The sequence below is a fragment of the Streptomyces sp. MB09-02B genome, from assembly GCF_033794485.1.
Lineage (GTDB): Bacteria > Actinomycetota > Actinomycetes > Streptomycetales > Streptomycetaceae > Streptomyces.
Window position 1 is genome coordinate 1 of sequence record NZ_JARGEE010000097.1, and the last position, 24,493, is coordinate 24,493.

Below are 24,493 nucleotides of genomic sequence, written 5' to 3' on the forward strand. Positions count from 1 at the left end.
GTCCCCCTCTCCCCCCGTACCGTCGCCGCCCTGCTCCTCGTCAGCCTCGTCGGGGCCGCGGCGTTCGGCTGGCCCTTCTTCGCGGATCCCGGTTCGCAGGTGACCGCACACGCGCAGGACGCGCCCTGGCTGTTCGCGGGGCTGCTCGTGCTGCTGGTCGGGGTCGTCGGCGCGACGCTCTCCGAGGCGGGGCTCGGGGCGAAGGCGGTGGCGATGCTCGGGGTGCTCGCGGCGGTCGGCGCGGCACTGCGCCCCATCGGGGCCGGAACCGCCGGGATCGAGCCGATGTTCTTCCTGATGGTGCTCAGCGGCCGTGTCCTCGGCCCGGGTTTCGGCTTCACCCTCGGCGCGGTGACGATGTTCTCGTCGGCGCTGCTCACGGGGGGTGTGGGCCCGTGGATGCCGTTCCAGATGCTGACGATGGGCTGGTTCGCGATGGGCGCCGGGCTGCTCCCGGGCGCCCATCGCCTGCGCGGCCGCGCCGAACTCGCCCTGCTCGCCGGCTACGGCTTCGTCGCCGCCTTCGCGTACGGCACGGTCATGAACCTCTACGGCTGGCCCTTCATCGACACCCTCGCCTCGACCATCGCCTACGACGCGGACGCGGCCCCGGCCGCCAACCTCGCGCGGTTTTTCGCGTACTGCCTGGCCACGTCCCTCGGCTGGGACCTGGGCCGCGCGGTCGTCACCGTGGTCCTGACCCTCACCCTGGGCACCCCGGTCCTCAAGGCGCTGCGCCGGGCCACCCGCAGGGCCGCCTTCGAGAGCGCGGTCACCTTCACCCCGCCCACCCCGTGACGCTCGTGCGAGACACCGCTCACCGTCCGTCGTGCGAGCCGTGAACCACCCCACAGGGCCCAGGTCACATACGAACCGGGCTCGTAGATCGAAACGCTTGGCATGCACACGGTCTTACCCGTGCCGACCTGGGCTTTGAGAGCCACGTCACAGAACGGGCTTCGCGGGCACATACGACCACAACTAGCAAAAGGGGTCATTGCGGACGGCCGCCACGGCTGTTTCTCTGGATGAGTCGCACGGCGCCGACGTGCCCATCCGGGCCTCGGCGCCGACGTACGCCCCACCGCACCTCACGTGGTGAAGGCATGCCCGCGACGACCACGTCCCCGAAGAAAAGGATCCCCGTGACCCGCTCCGCTCTCCGCCGCATCGCCTCCCCGAAGAAGGCCCTCGCCGGTGCCACCCTGGCCGTCACCGCCACCGGTGCCCTGCTCGCCGCCGCGCCCGCCCAGGCCGCGTCGGAGGCCTCCCAGGCCCAGGCGGTCGCGAAGAAGATGATCGGGAACTCGGCGCAGTACAAGTGCTTCTCCAACATCGTCGACCACGAGAGCGACTGGGACGTCAACGCGACCAACGCGTCCTCCGGCGCCTACGGCCTGGTCCAGGCGCTCCCCGGCGCCAAGATGGCCTCCGCCGGCTCCGACTGGAAGACCAACGCGGCCACCCAGATCAAGTGGGGCGTGGACTACATGAAGGACCGCTACGGCAGCCCCTGTGGCGCGTGGAACTTCTGGCAGGCCAACAACTGGTACTGATCCGGCACCACCGGCACGGCTGAGTACCACCGGCACGACCGAGCGCCACCGGCACGACCGAGCGCCGACACAGACCGAAGGCGGCGGCCCCCGATCCCCGGGGCCGCCGTCTTCGTCGCGTTCCGGGGCCCTACCCGCACGCTCCGCCCGGCTCCTGGTCCGGCAGGTACAGCGCCCTCTCCTGCTGGGTGAGGTCCCGGTGGACGGCTCGGCAGAGGTCGGCGATCGCCTCGGTGGGGAGGGGCAGGTCGACGTCCCACAGACGGAGACGGTCACCGTAGTCACCGACCGCCAGGGTGCGGCCGTCGGGGCTGAACGCGAGCCTCGCCGCGCCACCGCCGGGGAGGGTCTCCCGGACGTACCTGGTGGTGGTGTCCCACAGCCGTACCGCGCTGCCCCCGGCCGTGGCGAGCGTCCGGCCGTCGGGGCTGAACGCGAGCTCGACCGGACCCTGCGTGAGACTGACGGTGAGGGTGGCGTCGAGGTCCCCGGTGCCGGTGTCCCACAGCCGTACCGTGCCGTCGGCCTCGGCGGAGGCGAGGGTGCGGCCGTCCGGGCTGAAGGCCATCGACTCCACCTGCCGGAACATCAGGAGCGGATCGTCGCGCGCCCCCTCGGGCGTGGCGCTGCCGGCCGGTTCCCTGAGCGTGCGGCGGACCCGTCCGGTGTCGGGATCGCGCAGCCGGATCTCCGCCTTCTGGCCCCCGGTGGTGGCGAAGAGCTCGCCCGTGGGGCTGAACGCCAGCGCCGAGTTCTCCTCGGCCTTGGGGAGTTCGGCGCGGGGCCGCCCGGTGCGGGCGTCGTAGAGATGGAGACCGTCGCCCACCGTCACCAGCGTGCGGCCGTCCGGGCTGAAGACCATCGCGTTGACGAAGTGGTCGGGGAGGGTGATCCGCGGTCGGCGGGTGCGGACGTCCCACAGCTGGGCCCGGATGTCGGAGGTGAGGGCGAGCGTCCGGCCGTCGGGGCTGAAGACGACCTCCCCGACGCGGGTCAGCCCGTCGTCGAGCACGGCGCGCGTACGGCGGGTGACCGTGTCCCAGAGCCTGACCGTGCTGCGCATGTCCCTGGGGTCCTCGGTCCTCGTGACGCTGCTGGTGGCCAGGGTGTCGCCGTCCGGGCTGAAGGACATCGACTGCATGTCGCCGCCCGGGACGTCCAGCGTGGCCCGGGGGCGGTTCGTGCCCGCCTTCCACAGCCGGATCGCGACGTCACCGCCGCCGCCACCGAAGGTGTCGGCCTCGTTGCCCGCGGCCAGTTCGTCCCCGTCGGGAGCGAACGCCACCGACATCACGGGGCTGGTGTGGCCGGTGAGGGTGGTGCCGGCGCGGCCGGTGGCGAGGTCCCAGAGGCGTACCGTGCCGTCGTAGCTGCCGGCGGCCAGGGTGGCGCCGTCCGGGGCGAACGCCATGGACTCGACCCTGCTGCTGGCGCTGGTGAGGGTGGTCCGCTGCGTGCCGTCGGCCACGTCCCACATATGGACGGTGCCGTCCTCGGTGCCCGTGGCCAGGGTCTTCCCGGCCGAGTCGAAGGCCAGCGAACTGACCACTCCGGTACCGCTCTTGAGGGTGTGGAGCACCTTTCCGGTCGCCAGGTCCCACAGTTGGGCGGTGTGGTCCCGGGTGCTGGTGGCGAGGGTGCGCCCGTCGGGGCTGAACGCGACCGCCATCTCCAGCCCGGTGGGGCCCTTCAGGGTGGTCACGGCCCGGCCGTCGGCCACGTCCAGCACCTGCCCGCCCTCGGCGACGGCGAGCGCGCGGCCGGACCGGTCGTAGCCGACGGCCGCCATGTTGTCGTCGTCGGGTTTCCGCAGGGCGACCGAGTCCCGTACGCGTCCGGTGTCCAGGTCCCACAGCCTGGCGTCGTCGTTGTGGCTGGTGGCGAGGGTCCTGCCGTCCGGGCCGAAGGCCAGGGTGCGGACGAGATCGGATTCGTCCGCGTCCGCACGGCGGGCGAGCACCTTGCTCGTACGTCCGGTCCTGGTGTCCCACAGCCGTATCGCGCCGTCGTAGCCGCCGCTGGCGAGGGTCCTGCCGTCGGAACTGTAGACGAGCGCGGACACGGTCCCGGTGTGTCCGGTCAGCCGGCGTTCGAGCGGGACGGCCGCGGCGGCGTACAGACTCCGGGTGGCCTCGCGGGTGGGGCTCGTGCGGTACGCCTTGATGGCCAGCAGTGACGCGAGGTCGGTGTCGCTGTCCAGCAGGGCGGCGGACTGCGCGGCCAACTGGCGGGAGAGACCCTCGCGTTGGGCGTCCAGGGCGCTCTGGCGCTGCCAGTAGGCGACGGTGGTGGCGGTCAGGGCGAGGGCGAGGAGGCAGGCGAGGGAGGTGACGAGGACGCGCAGCCGCCGGGTGGTACGGACCTTGGCGCGCTCCTCCTGCTCCAGCGCGCCGAGACCGGCCGCGAGGAAGGCGGCCTCCTGGTCGGTCAGGTCGTCGGTGTGGCCCGGCCCCCCGAAGTACTCCCGAGCCGTGGCGAGCCGGCTCCCCCGGTACAGCGCGCCCGCGTCGCGGCCCAGTTCCTCCCAGGACCGGGCCGCCTCGGTCAGTTGCCGGTGGGCGCGCAGCCGGTCGCGGTCCTCCTCGATCCAGCCGCGCAGCCGGGGCCAGGCGGTGATGAGCGCCTCGTGGGCGAGGTCCACGGTCGGGCCGTCGAGGGTCAGCAGGCGGGCCCGGGTGAGCGCCTCCAGGACGCGGGCGACCTCCTCCCGTCCGGTGCCGGTGGTCTCCAGCTCGGCCCGTTCGGCGGGCCGGCGGGTGTCGGGGGTGCCGTCGCCGGGCGAGATGAGCCGCAGCAGCACCCGGCGGGCGGTGGCCGCCTCGCTGTCGGTGAACCGGCTGTGGACGTCCTCGGCGGTCTTGGCGATCGCCCCGTCCAGACCGCCGGCCGCCTCGTACCCGGCGAGGGTCAGGGTCTTGCCCCGGCGGCGCCGCCAGGTCTCCAGCAGGACGTGCGACAGCAGCGGCAGCCCACCGGGCGCGTCGGTGATCTCCTCGACGAGCCGGGTGGTCAGCGCCCGCTCCACGGTCAGTCCGGCGGCCGCGGCCGGCTTGACGACGACCTCGCGCAGCTCGGCCGGACTCATCGGCCCGGCCAGCAGGTTGGCGTCCCCGAGCGCCTCGGCCAGCGCGCGGTGCTCGGCGCACCGGCCGTAGAAGTCCGCGCGCACCGCCAGCAGCACCCGCAGCCCGCTGTCCGGTTCGCGTGCGGTGAGCAACAGGTCGATGAACCGGGCGCGTTCGGCGGCGTCGTGGCAGAGGGTGAAGACCTCCTCGAACTGATCGACCACGACGAGCGTGTCACCGCTGCGGGTGCCGCCGCCGGTGCCGCTTCCGGTGCCGCCGGTGCCGCTCGCCTCCCTCAGCAGCTCATGGGTGCGGGCCAGTTGGTCGCCCGGGGTCAGGATCCGGATCGCGGACGGCCGCAGGCCCGGCTCCTCGGACTCCCGCAGGACGGGGATCAGTCCGGCGCGCAGGAGGGACGACTTGCCGATGCCGGAGGGGCCGAAGACCGCCGCGAACCGTCGGCGGCGCATCAGGTCCACGAGGTCGGCCGTGAGGCGGTCCCGGCCGAAGAAGAGGCCGCTGTCCCCGGTCTCGAACCGGGCGAGACCCCGGTACGGCGGCTCCGCGGCCGGCTCGTCGGCGTCCGGGTCGAAGGCCGCGGCCTCCTCGACCGCCTGGCGCCACCGGTCCTCCCACTCCGCCGGGTCGCCCCCGCAGGCCCGTACGAAGGCCAGGGCCACCGGCAGGGTGGGCAACTGCTCCCCACCCGCGGCCTGCGAGAGCGTGGTGATCGAGTAGCCCGCCCGCTCGGCCATCGCCCGGTAGGTGAGACCACCCGCCTCGGTCCGCAGTTTGCGCAATTCGAACGCGAACCGCTGCACCGGCCCGGCCCCCGGATCGACCGGCACCTCACGACGACCCGCCACCGCGCTGTTCCCCTCCCACCACACCCACACCGTCCGCCACCAACGTACGCATGCGGCAGCCCAAACGGAGAGATCGCGTCCGGCCATTGTTTGGCAGCCTCGACCCCCCTGCCTAACAATGCGCGCCCCGGTGAAATCAGTGGTGTGGGCGGTACGGGGGCCGCGCACACCGGGGGAACGGGCGGTACGACCGACCGCCACGGGGGAGGAACGGCGGTACGGGGGAACCTGCCGCCACGGGGGAGGAACGGCGGCACGGGGGACTTGCCGCCGCAGGGGAGGGCCTTGCTGGCCGCGGGACGACCAGCAGGGCCCTTTCTCCCCTGCCCCTCTTTCTCCTCCCCGCCCGTCAGAGCCGCTGGATGATCGTCCCGGTCGCCAGCCCGCCGCCGGCACACATCGTCACCAGCGCGAACTCCTTGTCCGTACGCTCCAGCTCGTGCAGCGCGGTCGTGATGAGCCGCGCCCCGGTCGCGCCCACCGGGTGCCCGAGGGCGATGGCGCCGCCGTTGACGTTCACCTTCGTCAGGTCCTGGTCGAAGACCCGCGCCCAGCTCAACACCACCGACGCGAAGGCCTCGTTGATCTCGACCAGGTCGATGTCCTTCAGCGTCATGCCGGCCTTGCCCAGCACGGCCTTGGTGGCGTCGATCGGCCCGTCGAGGTGGAAGTGGGGGTCGGAGCCGACCAGCGCCTGGGCGACGATCCGGGCCCTCGGCCGGAGCTTCAGCGCCCGCGCCATCCGCTTCGACGCCCACATGATCGCCGCCGCGCCGTCGCTGATCTGGGAGGAGTTGCCCGCCGTGTGGACGGCCGTCGGCATGATCGGCTTCAGCCGGGCCAGCGCCTCCGTCGAGGTGTCGCGCAGGCCCTCGTCATGGTCGACGAGCCGCCACATGCCCTGCCCGGCACCCTGTTCCGCCTCGGTCGTCGGCACCTGGACGGCGAACGTCTCCTCCTTGAACCGTTCCTCGGCCCACGCGGCGGCGGCCCGCTCCTGGGACAGCAGCCCGAGCGCGTCCACGTCCTTGCGGGTGAGCCCCCGGTGGCGGGCGATCCGCTCCGCCGCCTCGAACTGGTTCGGCAGGTCGACGTTCCACTCCTCCGGGAACGGCTTGCCCGGCCCGTGCTTGGACCCCGACCCGAGCGGCACCCGGGACATGGCCTCGACGCCGCAGCTGATCCCCACGTCGATGACGCCGGCGGCGACCATGTTGGCCACCATGTGCGAGGCCTGCTGCGAGGAGCCGCACTGGCAGTCGACGGTCGTCGCGGCCGTCTCGTACGGCAGGCCCATGGTCAGCCAGGCCGTGCGCGCGGGGTTCATGGACTGTTCGCCGGCGTGGGTCACGGTGCCGCCGACGATCTGTTCGACGCAGTCGGCGGGGATGCCGGTGCGGCCGAGGAGTTCACGGTAGGTCTCGCCCAGGAGATAGGCGGGGTGCAGGTTGGCGAGCGCGCCGCCGCGCCTGCCGATGGGGGTGCGTACGGCTTCGACGATCACGGGTTCCGCGGCCATGGGAATCCTCTCGACGGTTACCCGCGCGGCGCGGGGCGTCCCGGCCCGGCCCGCCACGCAGAACTAGTACGCGTTCTAGTTCTCTTCAGCAGTCTGCGGAGGGGCACTCCGGCACCGCAAGGGGCGTGCGGCAATTGGCAGCCGATTGAGGACCCCGCACCCCTTGCTACTTCTGGAACCCGTTACTACCGTCACCGCCATTCCTCATATCTGATGCTCCGTCAGGAGTTGCCGATGCCCTGTCCAGCGCTGCCCGACGGGTTCGACCTCACCGACCCCGACCTGCTGCACCACCGTGTCCCCCTCCCGGAGTTCGCCGAACTGCGCCGCACGGAACCGGTCCACTGGATCCCGCAGGCACCCGGCATCGCGGGCTTCGCGGACGAGGGCTACTGGGCCGTCACCCGGCACGCGGACGTCAAGTACGTCTCCACGCACCCCGAGTTGTTCTCCTCGACGGTCAACACCGCGATCATCCGCTTCAACGAGCACATCGAGCGCGACGCGATCGACGCCCAGCGGCTGATCCTGCTGAACATGGACCCGCCGGAGCACACCCGGGTCCGCCAGATCGTGCAGCGCGTGTTCACCCCGAGGGCGATCCGCGCGCTGGAGGACAACCTGCGCCATCGCGCCGTCGCCATCGCCCGCGAGGCGGGGGCCCACGCCGGCCCCTTCGACTTCGTCACCGAGGTCGCCTGCGAACTCCCCCTCCAGGCCATCGCCGAGCTGATCGGCATCCCGCAGGAGGACCGCATCCGGATCTTCGAGTGGTCGAACCGGATGATCTCCTACGACGACCCGGAGTACGCCATCACCGAGGAGGTCGGCCAGCAGTCGGCGATGGAACTCATCGCCTACGCCATGAACATGGCCGCCGACCGCAAACAGTGCCCGGCGAAGGACATCGTCACCACCCTGGTGGCCGCCGAGGACGAGGGGAACCTCGCCTCCGACGAGTTCGGGTTCTTCGTGCTGATGCTGGCGGTCGCGGGCAACGAGACGACCCGCAACGCCATCACCCACGGCATGCACGCCTTCCTCACCCACCCCGACCAGTGGGAGCTGTACAAGCGCGAGCGCCCCGCGACGGCCGCCGAGGAGATCGTCCGCTGGGCCGCCCCGGTCAACGCTTTCCAGCGCACCGCCACCGAGGACGTCGAACTCGGCGGCAAGCTCGTCAGGCAGGGCGACCGCGTGGGCATCTTCTACGCCTCCGCCAACCACGACCCGGACGTCTTCGACCACCCCGACACCTTCGACATCACCCGCGACCCCAACCCCCACCTCGGCTTCGGCGGTGGAGGCCCCCACTTCTGTCTGGGCAAGTCCCTCGCGGTCCTCGAAATCGACCTGATCTTCAACGCGATCGCCGACGCGATGCCGGGCCTCCGCCTGGCCGGCGATCCCGACCGCCTGCGCTCCGCCTGGATCAACGGGGTGAAGCACCTCCGGGTGACCACCACCTGACCACCCCACCCCCCTGTGCTCGGGCCGACGGCCTCCCGGCGCCGTCGGCCCGTCTCAGCGCTGGGTGAGATCCCATCGCCTCACGGTGCCGTCTTCACCGACCGACGTGAGGGTCTGAGGGCCGGGGCCGAAGGCCACGTGACGAACAGCTCCGCTGTGTCCCGTGAGGGGTGGGCCGGTTTGCAGTCGTTTTCCCGTATTGGCGTCCCAGAGACGGATCTCACCCCCTACGGAGGTAGCCAATACCTGACCGTGTTCACTGAAGGCTTCCGGATATTCCTTCCCCAGAAGGCAATAGTCTCTACAGAGGGAATCATTCCAAAGACGCAGGCCATCGTCCCCATTGTGCAGCGCGATGTTCCGCCCTCCATCGCCCAGCAAGACGTTTTCGATCACTTTTCCATCCCCCAGAGAACGAGGAGGTTCCGGCGATGCGATGTCCTGCAGCTGCACCGAATTCTCCCCGCCGCGCAACACTACCGCCGCCAGCACACGCGCCTCCGGATCGAAATAAAGATGCTCCACCGCCGAGTTCGTGTGACCCAGCTTGAGGATGGGCCGCTTCCGACAGGATCCCAAATCCCATACCCGCGTGGTTCCGTCCCCCCAATCGCCGTGCAGTGAGTAGCCCACGGCCAGGCGGCTGCCATCCGGACTGACCGCAATCCCCACCGCTTCCTCCTCGTTCCTATTGACGTCGATGGCGCATCGCTTTTCGGGCTTTCTGGATGGCGCGATGTGCCAGACCACTACCTCTGCACCGCCATCATGTGTCACTATGGAGCGACCATCTCTCTTCAGTACCACGTCGCCGAATTCGAAGGTCCCCAGAAAATCGGGGAGATACCGCACCCCGGTATTCTCGTCCCCTGGAGTCAGGTCAAGCACCCAAGGACCTTCTCGCATCGACGCCGCCGTACCCCTGGATTCTCTGCTCCGGGCATAAGCGAACCACCGGCCGTCGGAGGTCAGATAGGAATTTGCCAGTGTCACACCTTCCCTGCCTTGAACAAGGATTGTCGACCGTGAATTGTCATCCGGCAGAGCGACGAACAGCGCCATCGAGGCGATCGCCGTCGCTCCCGCCCCGACCTGGATCGCACCGCGTCGAAACCGCGTCCGGGGCCTCTCGGGTGGAGGTTGGTCGTTGAGCCGCTCCTGAAGGCGGATGTGCCGGAACTGGAACACACCCCCCGACTGACGCAGGACTCCCCGGCGTCGAGCGTCGGTGAGAAATCCGAAAACGCGCCAAGGCAGGTGGCCTTGTACGGCCAGGAGAAAGGCCGCCAACCTGAACCTGGGCCAGGACCGGGCAAGCAGGACGAGAACAGCGCACATGATCCCCGGGAGGACACCGACCGTCTCCGTGATCAGGAAACTCCGGAGATCGAATCGCAGTGTGTCCTCTTGGACGGCGAGGAAGTCGGACATCGGCGGCTCGCCGCGCCACCCCATGGCAGCCGTGGCGAGGGCGTCGCTCGCCGCCAGCACGGGGGCCAGGGCGGAACCCATGACGAGGGCGATCACCGTGCCGGCGGCAAGCGCGCCGACGACCGATGAGTTCCGGTCCTGCCGGAGCAGTTGGTCGGGCGTGGTCTGAGTGGCGCGTCCCGGGCGTGCGGTGAGCCAGTTGTGGAGGGCGATCGCGAGACCGACGGTGGCCGCGAGGGCCCCCACCATGCCCAGCAGTTCGAAGTAGTCCATGACCGCGCCGGGGTACCAGCCCTCGTCGGTGAGCGAGACGGCCACGGCCTGCCCGAGCACGACGGGCACGGCCGGGATGGCGGTCATCGCCAACCCGGTGGCGGCGCCCTGCCGCAGGCGGCTCAGCGATCCACGAACGGCGAACGAGAGCTGCCCGGGCGCCCTGCCCGTGGTCGCGTACCAGACGATCACGACCAGTACGGCCATCACCGTACCGACCAGGGCGGAGACGTCGAATGCCGACGTGGCCGCCTCTGTCGAGGCCGAGTCCGAGGCCGCGAAGCTGTCGAGCCAGGGCACCAGATTCGCCAACCACCCTGCCAGGAGCACCATCAGCGTCGTTCCCAGGCAAAGGCCCAGCCCCGGCGCCACCCACGGCGACAGCAGCCGCCCGCTCATCCGCCACCAGACGAGGTCGCGTTCGCGGTGACGGTGAAGGTACTGGGCGAGGTATGTGAGCCAACCGTGGGCCTTGGCCGCGTCCCAGCGTGGTGGCTCGCCCGTCGGCCGGCCGGACGGCAGTCGGTCCGGCGCGTACGCGGCTTCGACGAGTCGGTCCAGAAGGTAGTCCTCGACGGCGTGCCGAGAGTCGAAGCGGGAGAGATCGAGCAGTTCACCGGGTGAGCCGTCGAGCCGTTGGTAGACCATGCGGGCCAGGGACACCATCAGCGGTGTGGACAGCGCGGCGTGGACCGGGTCGTCCAGCGCGGCGGTGCGCAGGTGGTCGTACACCTGGGCCCACCCCCTCGTGGCGTCGGGCCAGTCGACGTCCTGGAGGTACGCGACGATGTCGTCGACGGCGAGTGGGGCGACCTGGACCACGGGAGCGCGGCGCAAGGTGGGGGAGCCCGCCGCGATCACGTCCGAGTACTCCACGGCCCGGCAGGTGACGATGATGGGCCGTTCGGCGCCGAGGGCATGGTTGATGGCGCGGACCGCGCCACGGCGGGCGGACTCGGGGATCTCGTCGATACCGTCGAGAATCGGCGTGAGAAGGCCGTGGTCCAGAAGGGTCCGGGGGATTTCGGGGCGGCCTCGGTAGTAGACATCGGCCAGTGTCCGCACGATCCAGTCGTCCAGCGGTTCGGAGATCGGGTCCCACGAGGACGCCGCCAGCAGGACCGGGACCGGTTGCCCGGCGCTACGACGCTGAAGCAGTCCCAGGGTGAGGAGGATGGCCAGCACGGTCTTCCCCGAACCGGGCTCGCCGACGGCCACCAGGCGGCCGTCGGGCAGTTGGCGGTAGCCGTCCGCGAGCCGCGTGGTCATGCTCTCGAAATCGCCCTCCAGGCGGCCGTCGAGGCGGAGGCGAACGCTGCCGTCGGCGATCGGCTCCACAGCGGGGTCGACGGTCGTCCAGGTGAGCGGGAGAACGCGAGGATCACGAAGCTTGCGGGCCCGGGCCTCATCCGACCACTGACCGTGCACCGTGCCCGCGAGGTCGTCGGCCTGCGCGGCGGGAGAGAGCGGAGGGCCGCTGCCGCCACGCAGGTAGTCGGCGACCGCGACGGCCAGCGCCAGAATGCCGAGCAGGACACCGATGATGTCCTTCTCGTCGATGCCTTCACCCGACAGCCATACCGGGACGCCGACCAATGCCAGACCAAGTCCTGCCAGCAGCACGTTCCGCGCCACCATGCGCCATTGCCCGGGGCCCGAAGGAACAGACCGAAACATGCTGTTCAGCGTGGCGCCCCGAAGGAGACCGGAGACGGGGATCCGACCTGAATCACCAGGACGGATGACCACCGGCCCTGGAGTCCACGCAGCGACGACCTGGCGTGCTCACGTCCCGCTGTACAGACGTGGGAGATCGACGAGGACCACTTCACCGCGCTCGGCCGCCGCCCTCAGTTCGGGGGCGAAGCCGACCCCGCTGTAGCAAGCGGGGCGGGTGTGGGTCGTGTCGATGCCTCGGGCCGTGAGAAGTCCGAGGATGTGGCGGAGCCGGTCCAGGTGGCGCGTGTCCATCGTCTTGTTCCACTTCGCTTCGCCGATCGACAACAGGAGGCCCTGGTCCTGGCCGACCGCGCCCCGTACGACGACATCGACCTCATGGGAGGTACGTGCGACGGGATCGGCGACGGTTCCCGAGGTGACATCGATGGGCAGGCCGCCGAAAGTGTCGGAGTCGGCATGCCAGGCGACCCATTCGCGGCACAGGTGCTCGAAGTGGGGACCGACGACTTTGCTCAGGAACGTGTCCCGGGCCTCGGACCAGGCGGCGTCCAGCTTGCCTCCCTTGGCTGTGAGGGCCTGGTTGCGACGTACCACCGCGTGGTGGAACGTGATCAGGGGTTCGGCGATGCGATACGCGCTGCGGTTGCCGCGGAATGCATCCGCTTCCACGGTCAGCAGTCCGCACCGCCTGAGGACGGTCAACGGCTGTGAGATGTCAGTGGCCTTGCGGCCCACCGCGCTCGCGATGCCGCCGCTGGTGTGGTTGCCCGCCGCGACCGCCGCGAGAACGGAGTGGTAGAGCGCCCGGTCACGTACGTCCGGTTCGGCGTTCAACAGGAACTCGGCTTCGCCGTGGATGGGGCGCATGGGGTTGAGGACCGTACGACACACCCAGTCGTCGAAGTCGTCCAGTCCTTCCGGTACGTCATTGGCCACGAACTCCCTCCGATAGGCCGGAGTTCCACCGACCACGGCATGGGTGAGGACGGCGAGCCTCGGGTCGGTGATACCCCAGAACGCAGCCGCCTCCCGGTAGCCCAGGGAGTGCACGACGAGGTTGAGCCAGGCGCGGCCGTACAGCGGTGACGTGCCGGAGAGCAGTCCGCCCATGAACGACATCGCGCTACCGCAGAGGAGAACACGGGGGTGATGGCGAAGATGGCGACCGAAGGGGACTCCGATGGCCGCCTGGAGGCGGGAGGGGAGGGAAGCGTCGCCCCGGACCAGATAGGGGAACTCGTCGAGGACGATCGGGACGGGGCGCTGCGCGGCCAGTCCGAAGAGCAGTTCAAGCGCTTCGGTCCAGTCCTGAGGACTGGGCGGCACGGGAGCGTCGGTGAAACGAGCGATCTCCCGGCCCAGCAGACTCAGCGACTCGGCGCGCGTGGCCTCGGCTGCGGCGAAGTAGAAGCCACCGGTCGCTTCCGTGAGCGCCTCGAGCAGGGTGCTCTTTCCCTGTCTGCGCCGTCCGGACACGACCGCGAGGTGCGGCCCCGGATCCTCGTCGGTGGCGAACGCTGTCAGTTCGCTCCACTCCAGGTCACGGTCGAAGATGTGGGGTGGCTTCGGGAGGTTCCGTTGAGGACGTCGCGGCATGGAGACCTCATCTTTAGTGACGTAGATCTAATAAGTACACCTCTAAAAAACGAAGCCGCACCCGGTCGCGACACGGGTGCGGCTAGGTGGTGTTTCGAAAGTCCTAGCGGGACTTTCGAAACACCCCCTAGGTGAGTCGGCTCGGACTAGCGGCTCGCCTCCCGGAGATCCGGCTTCGTCTCCTCCCTCACGGCTGCCCCGGTCACCGTCCTTGCCCTCGGCCCCGTCAGCAGGTATGTGATCCCGAAACCGCCCCCGACCACCACCGCACCCCCCACCGCGTCCAGCACCCAGTGGTTGCCCGTCGCCACGATCGCCAGGGCCGTGAAGAAGGGGTGCAGCAGGCCCAGGACCTTCATCCACACCCGGGGGGCGACGAGCGCGATCGTGAGGCCGCACCACAGGGACCAGCCGAAGTGCAGGGACGGCATCGCCGCGTACTGGTTGGTGAGTTCGGTGAGCTTGCCGTAGTCAGGGCGGGAGAAGTCCTGGACGCCGTGGATGGTGTCGATGATGCCGAAGCCGGGCATCAGCCGCGGCGGCGCCAGGGGGTAGAAGAAGAAGCCGACGAGCGCGAGGACCGTGGTGAAGCCGATGGCCGTGCGGGCCCAGCGGTAGTCGGCGGGGCGGCGCCAGTAGAGGACGCCGAGGACGGTCAGCGGGACCACGAAGTGGAACGACGTGTAGTAGAAGTCGAAGAAGTTCCGCAGCCAGTCGATCCGGACCACGGCGTGGTTGAACCAGTGCTCGACGTCGAGGAAGAGGGCCTTCTCGGCGGAGAGGATCTGCCGGGCGTGCTCCTCGGCGGTGGCCCGGCTGCCGGTGGCCTCCAGGCGGGTGCGCTGGTAGGCCGCGTACGTGACGCGGATCAGCAGCAGTTCGAGGAGCAGGTTCGGCCGGGTGGCCACCCGGCGCAGCAGCGGGGCCCAGCTGAAGCGGGTCTCCGCCTTCGGGGCGTACTCGGTGGGGACGGGCGCCCGGTAGTACTCCGAGGTGCGGGACAGGAACGGCACGACGAGGGCGGCGGCGAGCGCGGCCAGCAGGACGACGTTGTCACGGACCGGGTGCAGGACGTCCACGTTCGGGACCATCATCTTCGCCGGCAGGGTCATCACCAGGACGACCGCGACCGGCCACACGTACCGCGAGGACGCCTTCGTGGCGACCCGGCCGACGACCGCGAGCAGCACCCACAGCAGCTGGTGCTTCCAGGACGTCGGGGAGACGGCGACCACGACACAGCCGGTGATCGCGACGGCGAGCAGCAACTGGCCGTCGCGGGCGTAGTGGACGGCCCGCCGCATGCCGAACACCGCGACGGCGGCGGCCAGCGCGAAGAAGACGACGATCTCCAGCGGGCCCTCCAGACCGAGCCGGAGCAGCGCGCCGTGCAGGGACTGGTTGGCGAGGTCGTCCGCCCGGCCGCCGAGGCCGACGCCCGCGAGGTGGTGCACCCAGTAGGTGAACGAGTCGTGCGGCATCGCGGCCCAGGCCAGCGCGGTGGCCCCGGCGAACGTGATCCCCGTGCTCGCGGCGGCCCGCCCGCGGCCGGTGAACCACAGCAGCGGCACGAACAGCAGCACGGTCGGCTGGAAGGCCGCGGCGAGCCCTATGCAGACGCCACTGGTGCGCTCGCCCCGGACCGCGAAGCAGCCCGCGAGGACGAGCAGGACGGGGATGATGCTGGTCTGCCCCAGGTACAGCGTGTTGCGCACCGGCAGCGACAGCATCAGCAGGGTGACCGCGACGGGGGCGGCGAGCAGTGCCGTACGGCGGGTGACGGGCTGGGGCAGGGCGCGGGCGGCGATCAGGCCGAGGGCGACGACCAGCAGGAGGGTGCCGAAGGTCCACCCCCAGCCGAGGGCCTGTTCGGCCGTCCGGGTGAGGGGCTTGAGGACGAGGCCGCCGAAGGGGGTTCCGGTGAACCGCGTCGAGTCGTACAGCGAGCCGTTCACATGGAGGACCCCGCTGGGCCCGACCCAGGTCTCCAGATCCGTCAGCCGCTCACCCTTGGGCATGTGGAGCACCAGCGCGATCTGACGCACCGCCAGGATGCCGGCGACCAGCCACAGCACGACCCGCAGGGCCCCCAGCCGCGCCGCCGTCGCACCCGTTCCCACGGCCCCGCCCGGTCTGCTCTGCTCCGTCGCCACGCGCTGTCGTCCTCCCGCCCCGTCGACCGTCCCACCGAGAAGGCTCGCACCGTTCCACTGGTGAGACGCGGGCAACCCCGACTTCACCTGAGAGTCGCCTTGTTTTGTCCGGACGACGATAGTGCGTGGAAGGCCGCCGTCCCGCTCAAGGGCACGAAGCGGATCACGGATGCGCATCACGGGCACGGTGGTGACAGACCACTGACAAACTCCTGGAACCATGGCCCCGAGCGGTACGGCAGGTCAGCGGGGCAGTGGAAAGGCACGGGGGATGAAGGGTTTCGTACGGGGGCGTGCGCGTCCGGTACTGAGGGCGCACGGGAGGCGCGGGACACGCGGACGGCTCGTGGTGGTCGTACTGGCGCTGCTGGGGCTTCAGTTGGCCTCGCTCGTGGCACCGGCGTACGCCTGCGGCTGCGGCGCGATGGTGCCGGACGACCGGCGGAGCGTGTACGTGAGCCGCGAGCGGTCCGTGGTGCGCTGGGACGGCCGCGAGGAACAGATCGTGATGAGTCTGACGGTCTCCGGCGACGCCCGGACGGCCGCGTGGATCATGCCGGTGCCGAACCGGGCGACGGTCGAGCTGGGCGACGCGGCCCTCTTCGACCAGCTCGACGAGGAGACCGCGCCCGTGTACGAGAAACGCGAGTACTTCTGGCCACGCTCGGACGACTGGCCGTTCGACATGTTCGAGGGCGACGGCGCGGTGGGGGACGCGGCGCCCGGAGACCCGCGGTCCGAGGTGGACGTCGTCGGTCGCGAGCGGCTCGGCCCGTTCGACGTGGCGCGGCTGACGGCCACCGACTCCGGCGCGCTCGGCGACTGGCTGGAGGAGAACGGGTTCCGGCTCCCGGACCGCCTGGACACGGCGCTGGAGCCGTACGTCCGGCAGCAGTGGGAGTACGTGGCGATCCGGCTGGCGCCGGAGGACTCGGCGGGCGGCACCCCTCTCTCGGGCACCCTCGACCCGCTCCACCTCACCTTCGCCAGCGACGAACTCGTCTACCCGATGCGGCTGTCACGTCTGGCCACCACTCCGCAGGCGCTCGGCCTGTACGTGCTCGCCGGGCACCGCATGGAGCCGAGCTCGGCGATCGGCGGGGACGCGCCGGAGGTGACGTTCGCCGGCCGTCTCGGCGCGCCGGTCGGCGCGCTCGGCGACCTCACCGCGGGCGGCACGGACTTCCTCACCGCCGTCGAGCAGGACTTCCCGCGGCCGGAGCGGATCTCCGGCGACCACACGCTGCGGCGGGCCGCCGCCGACGACACCTATCGAGAGGTCATCCACGTGGACGAGATGTGGACCGTATGGGGCATCCCCGGCTGGCTGCTGTCCTTCGGCATCGGCATGGCCGTGCTGGCGATCAAGGCGGTGGCCGTCGCGATCGTGCTCAAGCGCAACGCCAAGCGGCAACTGCCGCCCGTACCGCCGCCGGGCGCGGCCTTCATGCCGCCGGGGACGTATCCGCCGGGCGCCTACCCGCCGGGTCCCTACCCGCCGGGGGCCTACCCGCCAGGGGCGCACACGCCGCCGGGAGCTCCCGTGCCGCCCAGCGCGCCGGTGCCGCCCGGCGCTTCGGTGCCCCCCGGCGCGCCGGTGCCGCCCGGGGCCCGTCAGACACCCGCGTCCGGGACCCCGGCCGACCCCAAGTCCGCGCCGAACGGCTGACACACCCCCGGGAACCGCTGACAGGGAGCCCGTCCCGCGCCTATATTCATTAGCGCACCTACTTAGCTGATCTAAGTAATTACCTGATGGAAGGCGCGGGAGGCACAGCTTCATGAGCGAGTCACGGACCTGGGACGACGTCGACGCCTACTTCTCCACCCACCTCGCCCCGAACGACGAGGCCCTGGCTGCGGCCCTGCGCGACAACGAGGCGGCCGGACTCCCGGCCATCGACGTCGCCGCCAACCAGGGCAAGTTCCTCCACCTCCTCGCCCTGATCCAGGGCGCCCGCCGCATCCTGGAGATCGGCACCCTCGGCGGCTACAGCACCATCTGGCTGGCCCGCGCGCTGCCCGCCGACGGCCGGCTGATCTCCCTGGAGTACAGCGCCCGGCACGCGGAGGTCGCCTGCCGCAACATCGCGCGCGCCGGGCTCGACGGGCTCGTCGAGGTACGGGTCGGCCCCGCCCTGGAGTCGCTGCCCAAGCTGACCGACGAGAACCCCGAGCCGTTCGACCTGGTCTTCATCGACGCGGACAAGGCCAACAACCCGCACTACGTGGAGTGGGCCCTGAAGCTCACCCGGGCCGGCAGCGTCATCGTCGTCGACAACGTGGTGCGCGGCGGCCGGGTCGCCGACGCCGACAGCACCGAACCGGACATCCGCGGCACCCGGGCCGCCATCGAACTCATCGCCAGGCACCCGAGGTTGACCGGCACGGCGCTGCAGACCGTGGGCAGCAAGGGCTACGACGGCTTCGCGCTGGCCCGGGTGACCGACTGACGCCGCCGAAGGGAGCGGGGCCCGTCAGCCCTCGTGATAGAAGCCCACGTTGACGCTGCGGGGAGCCGTGCGGTCGTGGATGACGAGTTCGCCGGAGCTGCCGTGCGGCAGCTTCGCCGTGCCGCCGTACGGCAGGGGCGAGGGCTGGTGGCCCAGCAGGGTCAGCCGCACCTCGGAGGACGGGTCGGCGTGCGAGCCGCGCAGCCACGTGACCTGCCACGTCCCGTCCGGGCCGCACAGGAACTCCAGGTGTACACGGGAGACGAAGAGCCAGTCGTCCGGTGTCGCGAGCCGGCACACCGCCCGATCGCGGCCCACCCGGAGCACGCCGCCCGGCTCGCTGGGCGCGTCGGCCATCTGCATGCCGGCCGTCGCCCCGGCGTCCGCCTCGGAGACCGAGGCCATGGTGAGTTCGAGCACGTACCGCTCCTAACGGGTCAAACTCCAATTGTCGCTGCGCACGGCACGTTTGGCACGCCGCCGCCGCATGATAAATCGCCGGATCGTCCTGCTGTGCGGGCTCCGGCACAATGGACGCATGACCGAGCGAAAGCCCCCCGGTGTCAGCTTCGAGTCCTTCGTCGACAAACAGATCCGCGACGCCGAGGCGCGCGGCGACTTCAAGAGCCTCCCCGGCGTCGGCCGGCCCCTGGAGGGCGACGACACCACGTACGACGAACTGTGGTGGATCAAACGGAAGATGGCCCGTGAGGGCCTGTCGGTCCTGCCCCCGACGCTGGCCCTGCGCAAGGAGGCCGAGGACGCGCTCGCGACGGCCGCCGAGGCCCCTTCGGAGCGCGTCGTCCGCAAGATCGTCACCGAGATCAACGCCAAGATCCGCGAGATGATGTTCAAACCCCCACCGGGGCCACCGCTCGGCCTGAAGCCGTACGACGTGGACGAGGTCGTACGCGAGTGGCGAGAGCGCCGCGAGGGACGACAGCGCCAGGAGGGCTGAGCCCGACACCCGATCGCTAGCCAGCGGTGCGGTCGACCCGGCACCGGCGCGGCCGACCCGGTCCCCGCCCCCCGCACCCGCACCCGCACCCGCACAGGAGACCGCGCCCCGGGGCACGACCCGGGGCGCGGTCTCGGTGGGTGCCGCTGTCGCCGTCAGAGGCGCAGCAGCCGTTCGGTCAGCTCGCGGTAGTCGCGCAGGGCGAGACGGAGCTGTTCGGTGTCGGTGGCGGTCGCGCGGTCGTCGGCGCCGGTCTCCCAGGACGTGCGCAGGGTGCGGCGCCGCTGGGTCATCGCGTCGGTGAAGCGGGCGGTGACCTCTTCCAGGACGTGGTCGGCCTCCTCGACGGCGGAGCGGGGCTCGTCGACGAAGCCGCCGACGGCGTGCTGCAGCCGCTGCGTCAGCTTGTCGCTCTCGTCATGGGGCAGCAGAGGGGATCCGAGGGACCGGGAGCCGTTCCCGTCGGAGGCCCTGGTGGCGTTCTCACCGCGTCCCCGGCCGGGGACGTCCTCGCCCCGCACCCGGCCGGGCTCGTCGCGGACGCCCATCATCCTGTGCTCGGTACGGCCGCCGGTGCGGCCCTCGGTGGTGTCGTGGCCGGCCACCAGGGGAGCCCCGGTGCCGGTGCCGCCCGTCGCGTCGCCGCTCGCGTCCGCCGCACGGCTGCCCGCAGGGGTGCCGCTCGCCCGCGTACCGTCGCGCCTCGCGTCGGCCTCCCGCGTGTCACGCGGACCGCGTCCGCGGATGCTCTCGCCCCTCGTCACGTCGTCAGTCATCCCCCTCAACTCCCTTTCGCGTGGCGCCTGGCCGGCGCCCATGGCAGATGGGACCGGTGGCGGCCGTCGGCAGCCGCACCGTCGCGCACGTCGCGTCGCGCGGAACCGTCGCCGTGGGCGCGGCCCGCGTGTCCGGCCGAGGCGTCGCGGTCCGCCCGCGCGTCCCGCCGGTCCGGTGTCACCAGTTCCTCGAACAGGGCGCGGGCCTCGATCATGGCCTCGCGCAGGTCCTCGGTGCCGGTGCGTACGCCGTCGGCGTCGCCCGTTCCCGCGCGGCCCCGGGTGCTGTCGCCGGTGGTGTGCGCCGCTAGGTGCACCCGGCGGTAGCCGTGCACATGGTGGGCGTGGTGGACGGAGAGCGCCTCCAGCTGGGTCTCGTAGCGGTTCCCGTCCGGGAAGCCGCGCGCCGCGGCCACCTCGGAGAGCAGCTGGTCCGCCTCGGCGACCGCCTCACGGGGCGAGTCGACGAACCGCTCCTGGGCGGCCGCCCAGCGCGACTCGTACCGTTCGCGCTCGGCGCTCGGCAGCGGCCGCTTCTCCAGCGAGCCGTGCCGCTTCACCCGCTCCGCGAGTTCCCGCGCGGCGGCCCTCTCGTCACCGTCGTGGCGGGCCACGGTCCGGTCGTACTCGGGTCCGAAACGCCGCTTCAGCGAGCCGCCGCCTCCCGCGCTCCCACGGGCGCGCAGGGTCAGGACGGCGGCCACGACGACCACGACCGCCACGATCACGATCAAAGCGATGATCAATCCTGTGGACATGAATGCCTTCCAGAGTCCTCGGCCCGGGCGTCTCGCCCCGTCGGGCCGTTTCGCACCGGGTTGCCCGAAGCCGGTCGTTCAAACGGCAATCGCGTGCGGGCGGGACGGCCGCGTGACGCGCGCGGCGACGGTGTAAATCGTTTGCGACCCGCCCGGCCCCGCTCCCGACAATGACCCCCATGACCCGTTCGACACCCACGCCGACCTCGACCCCCACCGCGACCTCGGCCCCCACCGCGACCCTCACCGCCGGCGCGCCGACTCCGGGACGCTGGTCCGTGGCGGCCGAGCCCCACGACTCCCCCGTGGCCGCCGCTCTCTGGCGGGCGTACTACACGGAGGTCAGCGACCGCTGGTACCTGCTGCACGAAGGGCGTGCCACGGACCCGGACGAGCTGGAGCGGGAGGTCGCGGCGGACACCGGGGAGTACCTCGCGCCGCCGGGCGGGCTGCTGTTGGTGGCACGGTACGAAGGCGAGCCGGTCGGCACGGCGGGGGTGCGGTTGGCGGACGCCACGACGGCCGAGCTGAAGCGGGTCTACCTACGGCCGCGGGCCCGGGGCCGGGGCGGCGCCGCGCTGCTCGTGGCGGCGGCCGAGGACGCGGCCTGCGCGCTGGGTGCCGAGCGGATGGTGCTCGACACCCGGAACGACCTGGTGGAGGCCCGCGCGCTGTACGCCCGGCTCGGCTACGCGGAGAGCGCCCCGCACAACCACCAGGCGTACGCGGACCACTGGTTCACGAAGGCACTGACGGAGACGTGGGAGTCGTAGGCGGCGTGGGGGACGTAGGCGGCGTGGGCGGCGTAGGTGGTGCCGGCGGTGTGCCGGCGCCCGGCCCGACGGGCTGCCGGCGGGTGATCGCCCCTTCGGCGTGCGGCCGTTCCTCGTCGGAGCCGCACAGCTCGGCGTTGAGTTCCCCGACGAGGCGGATGAGGTCGGTGGGGCGGTCGCGGCCCCACCAGTCGCCGAGGAGTTCGGCGAGGGAGTCCTCGCGCGCCTTGGCGAGCCGGTCGGCGGCCAGGCGGCCGGTGTCGGTGAGGACGAGGTCGATGCCGTCGCGACGGGCGAGACGACGCTCCTCGACCTGCCGGGTCGCGGCCATGATCACGTCGATCGGGACCGTGCTGCGCTCGGCGAGGACGGCGGGTTCGGCCCAGCCGTACCGCCGGATCCGCAGCAGCAGCCAGCTGGAGGCGGGCAGCAGGTCGTACCCGGCCCGTGCGGTGATCTTCCGGTAGATCTCGCGGCGTCCCTCCCGGGAACCGAGCACCGACAGCGCCCGGCACACCTCGTCGTACGACGACCGCTCGACCGGGTTGCTGGCGAGCGTCTCCGTGGCGTCCGGCGCCGTCACGGACGCCCGCAGCCGGTCCTCGCGCAGGAACCAGGCGAGGGCGAAGCCGAGGAGGGCGACCGGGGCCGCGTAGACGAAGACGTCGGTGATGGACGAGGCGTACGCGTCGAGGACGGGCGGGCGCAGCGCGGCCGGGAGGTCGGCGATCTCGCGCGGGTCGGCCTTCAGCCCCTCCACCGTGACCCCGGAGGGCAGCGCGGCCCCGTCGAGCGCGTCGGTGAGCTTGTCGCCGAGATGGCCGGCGAAGACCGTACCGAAGACGGCTACGCCGAACGAGGCGCCGATGGACCGGAAGAAGGTCGCGCCGGAGGTGGCGACGCCGAGGTCCTCGTAGGAGACGGCGTTCTGCACGATAAGGACGAGGACCTGCATGACGAGGCCGAGCCCGGCGCCGAAGACGAACAGGTACGCGCTCATCTCACCGTCGCCGCTGTCCGCGTCCAGTTGGTGCAGGAGCAGCAGGCCCAGCGTGGTGACGGCCGTGCCGGCGAGCGGGAACACCTTCCAGCGGCCCGTACGGCTGACGATCTGCCCGGAGACCGTCGAGGACAGCAGCAGCCCGAACACCATCGGCAGCATGTGCACACCGGACATGGTCGGCGAGACACCGTGCACGACCTGGAGGAACGTCGGCAGATAGGTCATCGCGCCGAACATCGCGAACCCGACGACGAAGCTGATCACGGCGGACAGGGTGAAGGTGCGGACGCGGAACAGCTTGAGCGGCAGGACGGGTTCGGCGGCCCGCCGCTCGACGGCCACGAACACGACGACCAACAGCACGGCCAGCACGCAGAGGCCGACGATCTGCGGCGAGTCCCAGTCCCAGGTGGTGCCGCCGAGGGAGGCGACCAGGACCAGACAGGTGGCCACGGAGGCGATCAGGAAGGTGCCGAGGTAGTCGATGACATGCCGCTCGGACCGGCGCGGGATGCGCAGCACGGCGGCGATGACGACCAACGCGACCGCTCCGACGGGCAGGTTGACGTAGAACACCCAACGCCAGCTCAGGTGCTCGGTGAACAGTCCGCCCAGCAGCGGCCCGAGCACACTCGTCGCGCCGAAGACCGCACCGAACAGCCCCTGGTAGCGGCCGCGTTCACGCGGCGGGACGAGGTCGCCGACGATCGCCATCGACAACACCATCAACCCGCCGCCGCCGAGGCCCTGCAGCGCGCGGAACCCGATCAACTGGGGCATGTCCTGGGCCGCTCCGCACAGCGCCGACCCGATGAGAAAAATCACGATCGCCGTCTGGAACAACCGCTTCCGGCCGTACTGGTCGCCCAGCTTCCCCCACAGCGGGGTCGCCGCCGTCGCGGCCAGCATGTACGCCGTGACCACCCACGACAGGTGCTCCAGCCCGCCGAGGTCGCTCACGATCGTCGGCAGCGCCGTCGACACGATCGTCTGGTCCAGCGCGGCCAGCAGCATCCCCAGCAGCAGGGCCCCGATGGAGACCATCACCCCGCCGGGCACCCGCTCGGAGGTGGGAACGCCGTGACCACGGGGTCCGGGCGGGGGTGTGCGTCCGGCGGGAGCGGCGGTGGGGACGGACCCGCGGGCGGGCCCGGGCGTTGCCCCGGACGGTGACCCAGGCCTTGACCCGGACGTGGACCCGGACGTCGACTCATGCGCGGGCTCGTGCGCGGGCTCGTGGCCGGTGTCGTCGGTCATGCAGACCTCCTGAGGACCCGAGGGCCTCGTACAGCGCCCTCAGTCTCCTCTCCTTCTTCCTCTTCCTCCATGTCCGTTCCCATGGTGGTCGGTGTGACCGGTTATGGCCTGTCGAGACTTTCCGGAACCCCTGATTCCCGAGGTGTTCGGGAGATTCCGTGTCGACCCTTTGCTTAAACTCTGGAGTCTCCACGGGGAGGAACAACACATGAGTGACCCGACCAGTCACATATGCCCGGAGTGCTTCACACCCCGGGCCTCGGACGGCACGCCGTCCTGCGCGTGCGGCCGCCGCGCGTCCGAGGCCCTGCTCGAAACCCGTACGGCCGAGGCGGCGGCCGCGGAGGACTTCGACCCCCTCCGGATACGCCCTTACGTGGAACTGGGTGACGAGACCGACGTCCACCACGGCACCCCGCGGCACTACGAGACCTTCGGGTCCCCCGGATCCCCCGAGCCCGGCCCCGACCGGACGCCGACGACCGCGCTGCCGACGACCACGGCGCAGACGACCGCGCTGCCGACGGCCGCGCTGCCGACGACCACGGCGAGGTCGGCGGCGTCCGCGCCCCCCGTCTTCTCCTCGCCTCCCGTCCCCTCCTCCCCCGCCACCGCCTCGCCGTCGGCCGGGCGTCCCCGGGGCCGGCGCCGCCGCCGTACGGGGCTGATGGTCGCCCTCGCCGGGACGGCCGCCGCCGGAGTGATGGCCGCCGCCGGATTCGCGAGCGGGCTGTTCTCGTACGAGGCCCCCGAGCGGGACCGCGCGCTGCCGGACGACCTGCGGGCGAGTGTGCCGGACAAGTCGCCTGCAGGAGGTACAGAAGTGGGAGGTCCCGATCGGGGGGAGGACTATAATAAAAATATAAAACAGTCGAAGAAAAAACATAAACAAAAAAAGGAGGGAAG

General features: G+C 71.2%; 16 protein-coding genes and 1 pseudogene. 8 read left to right on the forward strand and 9 right to left on the reverse strand.

The annotated features are described in order from the left end of the window. Both P1P70_RS16285 and P1P70_RS16290 read left to right on the forward strand, forming a co-directional pair. On the forward strand, positions 1-798 hold a 798-nt coding region (locus P1P70_RS16285; protein WP_319237814.1), incomplete at its 5' end, for an ECF transporter S component. 308 nt (positions 799-1,106) lie between these two features. Then, positions 1,107-1,556 (forward strand): transglycosylase SLT domain-containing protein, encoded by a 450-nt coding sequence (locus tag P1P70_RS16290; RefSeq protein WP_319237816.1) that lies wholly within the window; start codon positions 1,107-1,109, stop codon positions 1,554-1,556. A gap of 130 nt (positions 1,557-1,686) precedes the next feature. Here the strand turns inward: P1P70_RS16290 and P1P70_RS16295 are convergent, their stop codons facing one another. After that, entirely contained in the window at positions 1,687-5,487 is a 3,801-nt protein-coding gene (locus tag P1P70_RS16295) for a helix-turn-helix domain-containing protein (RefSeq protein ID WP_319237820.1), read from the reverse strand. Between the two features lie 349 nt (positions 5,488-5,836). After that, positions 5,837-7,006, reverse strand: a complete 1,170-nt coding sequence (locus tag P1P70_RS16300) for a steroid 3-ketoacyl-CoA thiolase (RefSeq protein WP_319237822.1) — start codon at positions 7,004-7,006, stop codon at positions 5,837-5,839. Positions 7,007-7,240: 234 nt separating this feature from the next. Here P1P70_RS16300 and P1P70_RS16305 point away from each other — a divergent pair, with 234 nt between their 5' ends. Then, positions 7,241-8,476, forward strand: a complete 1,236-nt coding sequence (locus P1P70_RS16305; protein WP_319237823.1) for a cytochrome P450 — start codon at positions 7,241-7,243, stop codon at positions 8,474-8,476. A gap of 54 nt (positions 8,477-8,530) precedes the next feature. Here the strand turns inward: P1P70_RS16305 and P1P70_RS16310 are convergent, their stop codons facing one another. The 3 genes from P1P70_RS16310 to P1P70_RS16320 form a co-directional block, all read right to left on the reverse strand. Next, the gene (locus P1P70_RS16310) at positions 8,531-11,803 is read right to left on the reverse strand and encodes a hypothetical protein (RefSeq protein WP_319237825.1); all 3,273 of its coding nucleotides are present in this window, start codon (positions 11,801-11,803) and stop codon (positions 8,531-8,533) included. 162 nt (positions 11,804-11,965) lie between these two features. After that, the gene (locus P1P70_RS16315) at positions 11,966-13,456 is read right to left on the reverse strand and encodes an ATP-binding protein (RefSeq protein ID WP_319237827.1); all 1,491 of its coding nucleotides are present in this window, start codon (positions 13,454-13,456) and stop codon (positions 11,966-11,968) included. Between the two features lie 146 nt (positions 13,457-13,602). Then, positions 13,603-15,609, reverse strand: a complete 2,007-nt coding sequence (locus P1P70_RS16320; RefSeq protein WP_319237829.1) for a bifunctional glycosyltransferase 87/phosphatase PAP2 family protein — start codon at positions 15,607-15,609, stop codon at positions 13,603-13,605. A gap of 346 nt (positions 15,610-15,955) precedes the next feature. Between P1P70_RS16320 and P1P70_RS16325 the strand changes: the two genes are divergently transcribed. Together P1P70_RS16325 and P1P70_RS16330 are read left to right on the forward strand one after the other, a co-directional pair. Next, positions 15,956-17,278 (forward strand): DUF2330 domain-containing protein, encoded by a 1,323-nt coding sequence (locus P1P70_RS16325; protein WP_319237831.1) that lies wholly within the window; start codon positions 15,956-15,958, stop codon positions 17,276-17,278. 112 nt (positions 17,279-17,390) lie between these two features. Further along, positions 17,391-18,062 carry an O-methyltransferase gene (locus P1P70_RS16330; protein ID WP_319237834.1) on the forward strand — a complete coding sequence of 224 codons (672 nt, stop codon included), beginning with the start codon at positions 17,391-17,393 and terminating at the stop codon, positions 18,060-18,062. 24 nt (positions 18,063-18,086) lie between these two features. Here the strand turns inward: P1P70_RS16330 and P1P70_RS16335 are convergent, their stop codons facing one another. Then, entirely contained in the window at positions 18,087-18,482 is a 396-nt protein-coding gene (locus tag P1P70_RS16335) for a hypothetical protein (RefSeq protein ID WP_319237838.1), read from the reverse strand. Positions 18,483-18,600: 118 nt separating this feature from the next. Here P1P70_RS16335 and P1P70_RS16340 point away from each other — a divergent pair, with 118 nt between their 5' ends. Continuing rightward, complete coding sequence (locus P1P70_RS16340) at positions 18,601-19,020, forward strand: DUF1992 domain-containing protein (RefSeq protein ID WP_319237841.1); 420 nt, start codon at positions 18,601-18,603, stop codon at positions 19,018-19,020. 155 nt (positions 19,021-19,175) lie between these two features. On the opposite strand, the gene P1P70_RS16345 is transcribed toward P1P70_RS16340, so the two are convergent. Beyond that, a complete protein-coding gene (locus P1P70_RS16345) occupies positions 19,176-19,796 on the reverse strand; it encodes a hypothetical protein (RefSeq protein ID WP_319237843.1) in 621 nt (206 codons plus the stop codon). A gap of 5 nt (positions 19,797-19,801) precedes the next feature. Continuing rightward, positions 19,802-20,554, reverse strand: coding sequence for a hypothetical protein (locus tag P1P70_RS16350; RefSeq protein WP_319237845.1), 753 nt, complete (start codon positions 20,552-20,554; stop codon positions 19,802-19,804). A 170-nt stretch (positions 20,555-20,724) separates the two neighbouring features. Between P1P70_RS16350 and P1P70_RS16355 the strand changes: the two genes are divergently transcribed. After that, positions 20,725-21,327, forward strand: coding sequence for a GNAT family N-acetyltransferase (locus tag P1P70_RS16355; RefSeq protein WP_413471479.1), 603 nt, complete (start codon positions 20,725-20,727; stop codon positions 21,325-21,327). Here the strand turns inward: P1P70_RS16355 and P1P70_RS16360 are convergent. Continuing rightward, on the reverse strand, positions 21,293-23,374 hold the full coding sequence (locus P1P70_RS16360; RefSeq protein WP_319237850.1) for an MDR family MFS transporter: 2,082 nt from the start codon (positions 23,372-23,374) through the stop codon (positions 21,293-21,295). The genes P1P70_RS16355 and P1P70_RS16360 overlap by 35 nt on opposite strands. 421 nt (positions 23,375-23,795) lie before the next feature. Here P1P70_RS16360 and P1P70_RS16365 point away from each other — a divergent pair. Then, positions 23,796-24,493 (forward strand): annotated as a pseudogene (locus P1P70_RS16365) (hypothetical protein); the annotation flags it as partial.

Excerpts from the sequence above, each read along its gene's own strand:
- P1P70_RS16355 (WP_413471479.1), top strand. The coding sequence starts at position 20,725 with ATGACCCCCATGACCCGTTCGACACCCACGCCGACCTCGACCCCCACC.
- P1P70_RS16330 (WP_319237834.1), top strand. The coding sequence starts at position 17,391 with ATGAGCGAGTCACGGACCTGGGACGACGTCGACGCCTACTTCTCCACC.
- P1P70_RS16300 (WP_319237822.1), bottom strand. The coding sequence starts at position 7,006 with ATGGCCGCGGAACCCGTGATCGTCGAAGCCGTACGCACCCCCATCGGC.
- P1P70_RS16290 (WP_319237816.1), top strand. The coding sequence starts at position 1,107 with ATGCCCGCGACGACCACGTCCCCGAAGAAAAGGATCCCCGTGACCCGC.
- P1P70_RS16340 (WP_319237841.1), top strand. The coding sequence starts at position 18,601 with ATGACCGAGCGAAAGCCCCCCGGTGTCAGCTTCGAGTCCTTCGTCGAC.
- P1P70_RS16305 (WP_319237823.1), top strand. The coding sequence starts at position 7,241 with ATGCCCTGTCCAGCGCTGCCCGACGGGTTCGACCTCACCGACCCCGAC.
- P1P70_RS16350 (WP_319237845.1), bottom strand. The coding sequence starts at position 20,554 with ATGTCCACAGGATTGATCATCGCTTTGATCGTGATCGTGGCGGTCGTG.
- P1P70_RS16315 (WP_319237827.1), bottom strand. The coding sequence starts at position 13,456 with ATGCCGCGACGTCCTCAACGGAACCTCCCGAAGCCACCCCACATCTTC.
- P1P70_RS16345 (WP_319237843.1), bottom strand. The coding sequence starts at position 19,796 with ATGACTGACGACGTGACGAGGGGCGAGAGCATCCGCGGACGCGGTCCG.
- P1P70_RS16360 (WP_319237850.1), bottom strand. The coding sequence starts at position 23,374 with ATGGTCTCCATCGGGGCCCTGCTGCTGGGGATGCTGCTGGCCGCGCTG.